We start from the raw sequence: 10,285 nt of genomic DNA on the forward strand, positions 1-10,285 counted from the left end.
GTCTACTGCTCTTCCAGGAGCATCTTCAGCTCCCGCACGCGCTTGCTGATGAAGTCGCGGTCCAGCTTGCGGAAGTTCTCCGGCAGCAGCGCCCGGCTGGTGCACTCCTGCACCGCCACCAGGTTCTGCATCTCAATCTCCAGCGGGTAGCTGGGCGGCACGAAGTCCGCCAGCACCGCGGCCAGGTCGTCCTTCGTCACCTGGTCACGCCCGTCCGCCAGCGCGCGGAACTTCGAGCGCACCATCACCGCCTCGATGTCCGCGCCGCTGAAGGCGCGCACGCCGCCGGGGATGAGCGCGGCGAAGGACTCCACGCCCTCCACCGACACGCCGGTCTTCTTGCTCATCGCCTGGAACAGCTCGTTCCGCTCTTCATCCGTCTGCGGATAGAAGAGCGCGAGGTGCTCCTCCGCGCGGCCCTGGCGCTTCAAGTCGATGGGCAGCAGGTCCGGCCGCGCCGTCAGCAGGAACCAGACAATCTTGCCGCGGTACTGCGTGTTGCCCATGAAGGACGCGATGGAGCCGAAGATGCGGCTGCTCGTCCCGGAATCCCCGCCGGAGTCGCGGTTGCCGAGGAAGGTGTCCGCCTCGTCGACCATCACCGCCACCGGCCACAGGGCCTTCAGCAGGTTGAAGATCTTCTCCAGGTTCGATTCCGTCACGCCCTGCCACTGGCTGCGGAAGTTCAGGAACTTCACCACCGGGATGCCAATCTCCCCGGCGAAGCAATTCACCATGAACGTCTTGCCCGTGCCCACCGGCCCGCTCACCAGGTAGCCCATGGGCATGACCTCGATGCGGCCCTTCTTCAGCGCGGACGCCGCCTGCCGCAGCATCTGCTTGGCGGGCGCGTGCCCCGCCACCGCGTCCAGCGTGTGCGCGGGCTCGATGAACTCCAGCAGGCCGTGGCACTCCGCCTGGATGAGCTCCTTCTTCTTCTCCTTGAGCAGCTCCGGAGTGATGCGCACCTCCCGCTCCAGCGCCTCCGTCAGCACGCGGTCCAGGTTGATGCGCGACAGGCCCGCCGTCATCTTCGCCAGGCCCGCGACCGGCACCTCCGACACCGACTGGAGCTTCTTGCCCTCCAGCTTGGAGCGCACGTACTCCAGGCGCTCCTCCTCCGTGGGCAGCGGCAGCTCGATGGGCGCCACGTACGGGTTGCGGCTGATGCGCGGCGACACGTCCGACAGGTTCTCCGCCAGCAGCACCACGGACACGTCGCCCGCGAGGAACTGCGGGTCGTGCGCCCACTTGTCCAGCGTGGCCACCACGAAGCGGTCCTCCGCGGACAGGTGGCTCATCTCCCCGCCGGGCACCAGCGTCTCCGCGTAGTCGATGATGAGCGCCATCGAGCGGCCCTCGCTCAGGCGCATGCGCAGGAAGTTCTCCAGGATCTGGAGCGCCCGGCCCGGGTCGCGCGGCATGACCTTGGCGTAGTCCGTGCCGTACATGGCGTCGTAACCCGTCATGGCCCGCGCCAGGTCCTTCTGCGTCTCCGGCGTCGCCGAGCGGATGCCCGACGAGCGGTCGTAGAAGAGGACGTGGTCGCGCCCGCCGAACAGCTCCTCCGACAGGAACGTCTTGAGCGTCCCGAAGCCGCGCCCGCCGTCCTCCAACTGCAGCGGCTGCAGGTCGCGCACGGCCCCGTACAGCAGGAAGGTGCTGACCGTCTTCGTGTAGTACTTGCGCGCCAGCTGCTGCGCCCACCGGGGCAGATCCGCCAGCGGATCCGCCTTGTTCACCTTACGCACCTTCGTCACGGACATCCCTCCGGCGCCGGCCCCCCCAGGGACATCCGGGGGGAGGACCCCCAGGCTACCTCTTAAGTGTCAGGACCGCGGTGCCGCTAATCGCGGCAGCGCGCCTGCTTCTTCAGGGTTGCATCCACCTTGACCGTGGAACCCGCCGGGGACGGCGTGCCCACGGATACGTCCTCGTCCGAGTGGCATTTCGCCTTCAGCGTGAGCTCACGCGTGCCCCACGGCACCCGGATGGTGGCGGGCGTGACGAAGCCCAGGTCCTGCTTGCCCTGGAAGATGGCCGCGCCCTCGGGCGTGGACTCGACCCGCACCTCCACGGGCGCGCGCTCCAGGTTCGCCACCACGTCCAGGCCGTTGTTGTTCACGGCCATCTTCTTGACGAAGGGCACGTAGCCGGCGGCGGTGACCTCCACCAGCGGGGCGTCGTTGCTGAGCGAGAAGTCCCGGAGCACCTGCTCGCGAACGCCCTGCTTCCGGGCGACCTGGTTGTCGATCTTCACCTCGGCGTCTTCCGGCTGGGTCTTGAAGACCACGACCACCGAGCGCGCCTGCTTCTTGAGCACCACCGGCACCTGCGTGGCGTTGGTGCCCTCGGACACCATGGCGGTCTGGTTGAAGGCCTCGTAGCCCGGAGCGGTCACCACCACCAGCACGTTGCCCACGGACATGGGCTTGAGGGCGAAGCCGTTGGGGGGGAACTTCTCCGGAGGCCCCGCGTTGATGGACACCATCGCGATGTCCTTCGCCTCCAGCGTCTTGAGCTCCACCATCACGTAGCCCTGCGCGGGCTTGCTCGGGGAGAAGACCAGGGCCACGCCCACCAGCAGGAACAGCGACGCCAGACCCACGGCGCCGTAGAGCAGGCGCTTGTCCATGCCCTTGATGCCCAGGCCCCGGGCAGGAGCCTCCTGCTCGGGCGCGTTCCTCTGGCGGCCTTCCTTCGCGGGCGGACGCGGCGCGTTCCCGTTGTTGAGGACGGGGGGCGCGGGCGGACGCGGCAACGGTTCCGGCAGCGGGTCCGGCCGGTGGAGTCGCTGCGGCGGACCGTCGTTGCCCCGGTTCGGCGTCGGACGGGGCATGGGCCCGTCGTTGGCCATCAGCGTGGGCACGTTGGTCAGCGACGGACGCGGCGGCGCGGCGCTCAGCACCGGCGCGCTGTTCTGCGACAGGCGCGGCGGCGCCGGCGGCTGGGGCAGCGACGAGAGCGGCGGGATGACGGCGGTGCGGCCCGCCACGTCCTCTCCGTCGTCGTCGTCGGGCGCGGCCGGGGACTCCAGCGGCGTGACGGCGCGGCCAATGGCGGCGCCCGGCTGGGTGGTGGGCTCCGGCGAGTCGTTGAAGACAGCGTCGCGGTCCACCATCTGCGTCGCCAGCTCCTCGTCCTCCTTGGGCGAGGGCGCGGCGGGCGCGGCGGTCAGCTTGGGCAGCGCCGCGAGCGTGGGCGAACGGCGTGCCCCCTGCGGGTTGGCGCCGGAGTTGGAGGCGCGCGGCGGCGGCGCGGACACGGGCTCCACGGCGGGCGCGGAGGGCGCCACCGCGGGGATGTTGGTCATGCTCTGCGTGGGCACCGGGGACGGGCCGCTGTAGCCCGCCTCGATGGCCGCGAGCATGCCGTCCGGCGCGCGGATGTCCGCGTACTCGGCCAGGCGCTGCTTCTCGCGCTCCACCTCTTCGGCGAACGTGGACTTCATGTACTGCATGAGGTCCTTGCGGCCGAAGATGGAGTCGCTCGTCAGCAGGAAGCGCTGCAGGTCGTCGCCCAGCTCGCTGGCGTACTGGTAGCGCTCCTCCACGTCCTTCGCGAGCGACTTGAGGACGATGCGCTCCAGCGCCTCCGGGATGCGCCGGTTGTACGTGGACGGCGACGGCACCTCCGCCTTGCGCACCTTCTCCAGCACGGAGAAGTCGCTGTCGCCCACGAAGAGGCGCTCGCCGGTGAGCATCTCGTAGAGGCACACGCCGATGGCGAACACGTCCGAGCGGCGATCCAACGGCAGGCCGCGGATCTGCTCCGGGCTCATGTAGCCGAACTTACCCTTGAGAATGCCGGCCTGCGTCTTGGTCGCCTTGCCCGCCGCCTTCGCGATGCCGAAGTCGATGACCTTGACCTCGCCCTCGAAGGACACGAGCACGTTCTGCGGCGAGATGTCGCGGTGGACGATGTTGAGCTCGCGCCCCATCCCGTCCTTCTTGCGGTGGGCGTAGTCCAGGCCCTCGCACATCTTCGCCACGCAGAAGGCGACCAGCGGCACCGGCGCGGGCTCACCCTTCTTCCGACAGCGGTCGAAGATGGCCCGCATGTCCTTGCCGGGGATGTACTCCATCGAAATGAAGTAGCTGCTGGCGATCTGCCCCAGCTCGTAGATCTGCGCGATGTTGGCGTGGGTCAGCTGGACGCTGATCTTCGCCTCATCGATGAACATCGAGATGAATTCTTCATCTTCGGCGATGTTCGGCAGGATGCGCTTGATGGCGACAAGTCGCTCGAAGCCACTGGCGCCGAACTGTTTGCCACGCCAGACCTCCGCCATGCCGCCGATGTTGACGCGGTCCAGGAGGAGATACTTCCCGAACGGGATGGGTTGCCGCTTCGGTTGAGAGGTCGTCACTGTGTGTGGGGGTCGAGTCCTTGCAGGGAGCCTATCGATCGCGGCTCCGCAGGGTCAACCGCGCGCGCGGACCTATTTCCGCCCGCTTGCTCCCCAGGCGACCCCGACTCAGGGCAAAGGGGACGTCGCCGCGCCCCCATCCACGATGGGGATCTCCAGGTCAATGCCCGGCAGGACATCATTTTCCTCGGGATCCGCGGGGATCTGTGCACGCACGACGGCGACGCGCGGCTCGCCCCGCTGGGAGAGCACGGCGGGCGCACCAAAACGCACCTCGGCGGGCAGCCCCACCAGCGTCACCCAGGCCTGTTTGCCGTCCCGGGCCACGCAGTAGAGCAGCGTGCCGGCCCGGGTGCCGGGCGCGCCACGGACCGGGCCCTCGCAGTCCGTGCGCACCTGGAGTGTATAGGCCGGCACCGACGCCCCGCGCTCCAGGTACGGCGGAGAGCCCAGCGCGTCCACCAGGGGCTGTAGCACCTGGGATCGCGTAGGCACGGACTCCACCGTGGCCAGCTTCTGGGCCTCGCCCTGGAAGCGCTGCAGTGCCACCGAGGCCATCTCCGGCGGGTCCAGCGGCGTGCGGCTCTCCGCGAGCACCAGGTCCACGAAGAGCGCCACCACGAGCAGGATGGGCAGGAGCCGGTAGCCCTTGAAGCCCTCCTGCTTCTTGCGCAGCAGGCCGGCGAGGAACACGGCCAGCCCCACGCCCGCGAGCCCGAGCACGATGCTCGCGCGCACGGCGGACGGCGGCGTCAGGAGCGCGGAGACCTCCTCGGTCCGGGCGCGCAGGGCATCCGAGAGGTCGCCCCCGTAGATCCACCCGAGCGCCCCCAAACACAGGACGTTGGTCAGGAGCGACTTGCGAGAAGGGCCGCTCATCCCGCCAACGTCCTCGCCGGATCCGTGGCGGCGGCGCGGCGGCTGGGGAAGTACGCCCCGGCGAGCGCGGCCACGAGTCCCAGCAGCACCCCGCCCAGCACCACCGCCGCGGGGAAGGAGAAGAAGCTCTCCGGCTTGAAGGGGAAGTTGGGCAGGTAGCCCTTCGCGAGCCGGTCCACGATGAAGGCCAGCAGCAGCGCCGCCGCGGTGCCCGCCGCGCCGCCCAGCACGCCCACCACGCCGGCCTCCGCCAGCACGATGGCGCGCACATCCGCGCGAGAGGCCCCCACCGCCTGCATCACGCCAATCTCCTTCGCCCGAGCGCGCACCGACGAGGACATGGCGTGGGCGATGTTCACCGCCGCCAGCACGCAGATGAGGATGGAGAGCAGCGCCAGCGCGGACGTGGTGAGCGCCACCGCCGCGCCCGCGTTCTCCGCCATCCGGCGCTCCTGATCATCGATTTCAAAGCCCATCCCCTTCACCGCCTCCACCAGCTCCGGGACGCGTGAAGGGTCCGCGGCCACCAGCGTGACGCCGGAGTAGCTGTCCGCGTCCGCGCCGGAAGCGCGGTTGATGCGCACCGCCGTGTCCAGCGGGATGGTGATGCCCGCGAGCATGGCCCGGTCGGATGCGCCCACCACCTGAGCCTGCTGCGTGGTGCTGGGCCCGCCGGACGTGGCCGCCACGTAGGAGCGGTTGAACTCCACCGGGAAGGCGAAACCGATGAGCATCTCCGCGGACAGCTGAGGCAGCTTGCGCGCGGGCGCGAACGTCTTGTTGTACAGCTCCAACAGGCGCGTGGAGATGAGCGCGGGGATGGCCTTGCCCTCCCCCGGGTCCTTGAAGTCCTTTGCCTCCGGCAGCCCCACGTCCTTCCGCACCAGGCCGGGGTCCACGCCCACCGCGAGCACCTCCATGCCCATGCGCAGGCGCGAGCCGAAGAAGACGCCGTCGTAGCGCGTCACCGCCGGCACGCGGACGTTCATCTTCCGGTACGTCGTCTCCACGCCGGGCAGCGCGGCCAGGCGCTCCACCGCGGCGGTGTCCAGCTTGCCGCCGCCAAGGAGGCCCAGCGACACCGCCGGGGGCACCACGTCCACCAGCCGTGAGTCGGTGGGGAAGATGCGCTCGCGGATGACGCGCCCCACGCCCAGGCCCAGGCCCACGAAGAACACCAGCGCGCCCACGCCCATGGCCACGCCGAAGGCGGAGAAGAACGCGCCCTTGCGTTCGCGCGCGAGGGACAACCTCACCAGTCGCGACAGTGCGTCGAACCTCACGGGGCACCTCGCGACGCCAGGGCTTCCGACGCGGGGGATTCCTCCACCAGCCGCGCGTCCTTGAGCCGCAGCACCCGCCGCGCCACCGCGCTCATGCGCTCCTCGTGGGTGACGGTCAGCACCGTGAGCCCTTCCTTGTGCAGCTCCTGGAAGAGCTGGATGACGCCCGCGCCCGTGGCCGCGTCCAGGTTGCCCGTGGGCTCGTCGCACAGGAGCAGCTTCGGGCCGCCGAAGAGGGCCCGGGCGATGGCCACGCGCTGGCGCTCGCCGCCGGACAGCCGCACCGGCGCGCGGTCCTGCTTGGAGCCCAGGCCCACGCGCTCCAGCAGCTGGCTCGCGCGCTTGCGCCCGTCCGCCGTGGCCGGACCGAAGTGCGAGGGCAACAACACGTTCTCCAGCGCGGACAGGTTGGGGATGAGGTGGAAGGACTGGAAGACGAAGCCCACGTGCGTGTTGCGGAAGCGCGCCAGCTCCTTGTCGCGCAGGCCGGTGAGCTTCACGCCGCCCACCTCCACCTGCCCCTGGTAGTGCACGTCCAGGCCGCCCAGCAGGTGCAGCAGCGTGGACTTGCCGCTGCCGGACGCGCCCACCACCGCGACGAAGTCCCCGGCCTCCACGTCCAGCGACACGCCGTCCAGGACGCGCACGCGCGAGCCCTCGCCGTCCTCGTACTCCTTCACGACATCTCGCGCGTGGATCAAGGCGTGGCCGGGGTCGTGGTGGTGGCGGGCGCGGGAGTGAGCCGCAGGGAGACTTCCGCCTGCAGCGCCTTGTCCTTGCGAGACAGGGCCACCGTCACCGCGCGCAGGTCATCCGTGGCGTCCAGCCAGCGCACCGTGGTGGCCTTGATGGCGAAGCCGCCAATGCCCCACGCGGCGGAGGGCAGCGCCTTCACCGCGTCCGCCAGCCGGCGCAGGTCCAGCAGCACCACCAGCGCGGCGTCCTTGCCCACCGACTTCAGGTCCTCGGACACGGGGCCGGTGCCGGCCGGCTGCGCGAACGAAGCCAGGGTGGACTCCAGGCGCGCCTTGGGCGCCGCGAGCAGCAGCTTGCCGTCCTTGGACAGCGCGAAGTGCGCGCCTTCACCCGCGCGGTACGACGTGAGGTACGCCTTCTGGCCGCTCACGTCCGTGGCCTCCACCTTCGCGCCGAAGCCGCCGGCGAAGCCGGGCACCTTGTCCAGCGTGGCCTGCCCCTTGGCCACGTCCTTCACCTCCGCGAGCGCCACCAGGTTGACGAAGCGGAAGGGGTTGGTGCGCCGCAGGTCCAGGTCCGGCATGCCCGAGGACAGGTTGACGTTGGGCGACAGCGACAGCGCGAGCACCATGCCCGGCTTGAGGTTGTCCAGCACCTCTGTCTTCACGTTGAAGCCCGCCTCCTGCACCGCGCGCGTCACCTGCGAGCCGGCCAGGTACGGCCACACGCCGTCCAGCTGCGCCGGGTCGCCGCGGAAGCGCGCCACGAAGAAGCTGTCCTGCGGCAGCCAGCCCGCGAGCGACTCACCGCCCTTGGGCTCCAGCGCCGCGAGCGACGCCTGCGTGTCCGGCCACGGCGCGTCCGCGCGCAGCGTCAGCGCGCGCTCCTCGACGTGGCCCGTGAAGGTGATGCCCTGCACGCTGCCCGCGGGCAGCAGGCCCATGCCGCCCGGCAGCCACACGTGGAAGTCGCGGTCGCCGGAGAGCCGCTTGAGGGACGCCTCCAGCACCGGCTCCTTCGCGATGGACTGCTCCTCCGGCAGCGCCGCCAGCTCCGTCAGCCGCGCCACCGACGCGCCCGCGGACAGGAGCACCAGGTCGTGCTTGAGGAAGAGCATGCCCAGCATGGGCTCCGTGGAGCCCGGGCGGTGGAAGGTGACGAGCCGCCCGGCGTCCGTCTTGGCCTCCTTCTCCTCGGAGGCACCCAGGCGCGTGCGGGCGAAGGTGGCGAAGGTCGTCTTCAGCTTGTCCGCGTCCTTCACGCCAATGACGGACACCGCCTGCGTGCCGCCGAGGAAGGCCGCGCCCGCGCCGCGCTTCGGGTCGATGCCCGCGTCCTCCAGCGCCTTGCGGCTGCGCAGGTCCACGCCCACCTGCCGCATCACCGCGGACACGTAGCGCTCCGCGGAGGGGAAGTTCTGCAGCTGCGCGACGAACGAGGCCACCTTGAGGTTCTGGAAGCGCGCCAGCTTCTCGCCCAGCGTGCCCAGGTCGTCGATGACGACGGCCGCCTGCGCGGTGCGCGGCAGGTAGCGCGACACGCCCCGGGGCGAATCCGCGGGCCCGGCCGCCTCCTTCCCGCAGCGCGAGCAGCCGGCGAACACGACCAACAGCAGGACCAACGGGACGAATCCAACGCGGCGGAGCATGGGCGGCAGGACAGGATGCCTGCGGCGGAGAGTCAATCTATTCGTGCTCCGTCACAGGCCCCCGCCGGTGCCGCAAGGTGCCACGGTGAACAGGTGCCCGTCCGGGCCCGTGCCCGCTCTACCGCACGCGGGTGCCGCCGTGCGGCAGGGGCGCGGAGGTCTCCTCGGTGAAGTCGAGGAAGCGCTCCATCTGGCGCACGGTCTCGTCCGTGGCCTCCGTCTCCGCGGAGAGCACGTCCAGCTGCCGGTTGACGCTCTCCGGGTCGCGGATGGCGATGGACTGCTCGTGCGTCAGCCGCATCAGGTCCTCGATGCCGGCCAGCTGGTGGCTCACCACCTCGCGGCTCTCGCCCGCCTGCTCGAAGCGCATCAGGCGCTTGCGCTGAATCTCCACGCGCTTGCCCTTCACGTCCTTGAGGCGCGGGTTGGCTTCCCCGGCGACCTCCGCCTCCAGCGCCGCCACCTCGGAGGTCAGGTGCTCCCGGTCGGACCCGCTGAGGTATGTGCGGTACTGGTTGAGCGCGGAGATGAGCCGCAGGAAGGACGTCAGCAGCGCGTCCAGCTTGGGCTCGCTGTCCGCCGCCAGCACTCGCCCGCCGGGCAGCTTGCGGTAGTTGGCGAGGATCTTCTCCTTCAGCCCCACCAGCTGCTGGTAGTGGTCGCGCTGCGACGGCGCCAGGTCCGCGAGCAGCGAGTCCACCGCCGCGCGCGCGGCCTCCGGGTTGTCCGGCTGCTGCGCCCGCACGGCGCGCTGGAAGCGCTTCATGGACGACACGACGGCCAGGTAGACGCCCTCCACGCCCAGCGCCACCATCATGGGCAGCGGCTCCTGCGTCACGGCGCTGGACATGGCCGCCGTCGTCAGCCCCACCAGGTTGGCCGGCAGGAGGAACGCGGCCTTGATGTAGTTCGGTGTCTTCGCCACGTCCGACTCCCCTTCCCTCTTCCGGCCCGCTTCAGGGCCCCCGCGCCTCGGAGACGTACTTCAGAGCGCCCAGGTCCCGCGTGTCCTCCGCCGGAGGGGGCACCGTCCCGCGATTGAGCTTCTGGAAGAGCGCCGCGGCGCTCTGGAAGAGCTCGTCATAGGTAACCGGAGCCTCGCCGGAAAGTCCGAAGAAGGCCCGATTGTCCGCCAGCGTCGCGGGCGGCGCGCTGCGGATGGCCTCCGAGGGGTCCCCCAGATAGGGCGCCACCTCTCCCAGGAGCCGCGCCCCGGCCGCCGGGGACTTGAGCACGCCCTGCCCCGCGTCCAAGAGCCCCCGGAGCACCCGCCGCACCGCGTCCGGGTAGCGCGCCGCGAAGTCGCCCCGGGCCACCAGCACCGTGGCCAACAGGTGTGGCGCGTCCGCCGTGGTGGCCAGCACCTTGCCGCCCCTGTCTCTCGCCGCCAGCTCCACGTCGCCCCACAGC

At 70.6% G+C, this 10,285-nt stretch carries 7 protein-coding genes and 1 pseudogene; all 8 read right to left on the minus strand.

Features of this window, described 5'->3' with window-relative positions; translation table 11 throughout:
- Window positions 1-2 precede the first annotated feature (2 nt).
- Window positions 3-1,760 (minus strand): ATP-binding protein, encoded by a 1,758-nt coding sequence (locus D7V77_RS21635; protein ID WP_169827078.1) that lies wholly within the window; start codon window positions 1,758-1,760, stop codon window positions 3-5.
- Between the two features lie 86 nt (window positions 1,761-1,846).
- Entirely contained in the window at window positions 1,847-4,369 is a 2,523-nt protein-coding gene (locus D7V77_RS21640; protein WP_120578186.1) for a serine/threonine-protein kinase, read from the minus strand.
- Window positions 4,370-4,477: 108 nt separating this feature from the next.
- Window positions 4,478-5,248 (minus strand): hypothetical protein, encoded by a 771-nt coding sequence (locus D7V77_RS21645; RefSeq protein WP_120578187.1) that lies wholly within the window; start codon window positions 5,246-5,248, stop codon window positions 4,478-4,480.
- Entirely contained in the window at window positions 5,245-6,531 is a 1,287-nt protein-coding gene (locus D7V77_RS21650; RefSeq protein WP_120578188.1) for an ABC transporter permease, read from the minus strand. Before D7V77_RS21650 ends, D7V77_RS21645 begins: the two co-directional genes overlap by 4 nt.
- The gene (locus tag D7V77_RS21655) at window positions 6,528-7,232 is read right to left on the minus strand and encodes an ABC transporter ATP-binding protein (protein WP_120578189.1); all 705 of its coding nucleotides are present in this window, start codon (window positions 7,230-7,232) and stop codon (window positions 6,528-6,530) included. Before D7V77_RS21655 ends, D7V77_RS21650 begins: the two co-directional genes overlap by 4 nt.
- Entirely contained in the window at window positions 7,229-8,875 is a 1,647-nt protein-coding gene (locus D7V77_RS21660) for a hypothetical protein (RefSeq protein WP_120578190.1), read from the minus strand. Before D7V77_RS21660 ends, D7V77_RS21655 begins: the two co-directional genes overlap by 4 nt.
- Before the next feature lie 118 nt (window positions 8,876-8,993).
- Window positions 8,994-9,800 carry a hypothetical protein gene (locus tag D7V77_RS21665; protein WP_120578191.1) on the minus strand — a complete coding sequence of 269 codons (807 nt, stop codon included), beginning with the start codon at window positions 9,798-9,800 and terminating at the stop codon, window positions 8,994-8,996.
- A gap of 31 nt (window positions 9,801-9,831) precedes the next feature.
- Window positions 9,832-10,285: pseudogene (locus D7V77_RS21670) on the minus strand (hypothetical protein); the annotation flags it as partial.

The organism is Corallococcus sp. CA041A (assembly GCF_003612075.1).
Taxonomy (GTDB): Bacteria; Myxococcota; Myxococcia; order Myxococcales; family Myxococcaceae; genus Corallococcus; species Corallococcus exiguus.

Excerpts from the sequence above, each read along its gene's own strand:
- D7V77_RS21645 (WP_120578187.1), bottom strand. The coding sequence starts at position 5,248 with ATGAGCGGCCCTTCTCGCAAGTCGCTCCTGACCAACGTCCTGTGTTTG.
- D7V77_RS21660 (WP_120578190.1), bottom strand. The coding sequence starts at position 8,875 with ATGCTCCGCCGCGTTGGATTCGTCCCGTTGGTCCTGCTGTTGGTCGTG.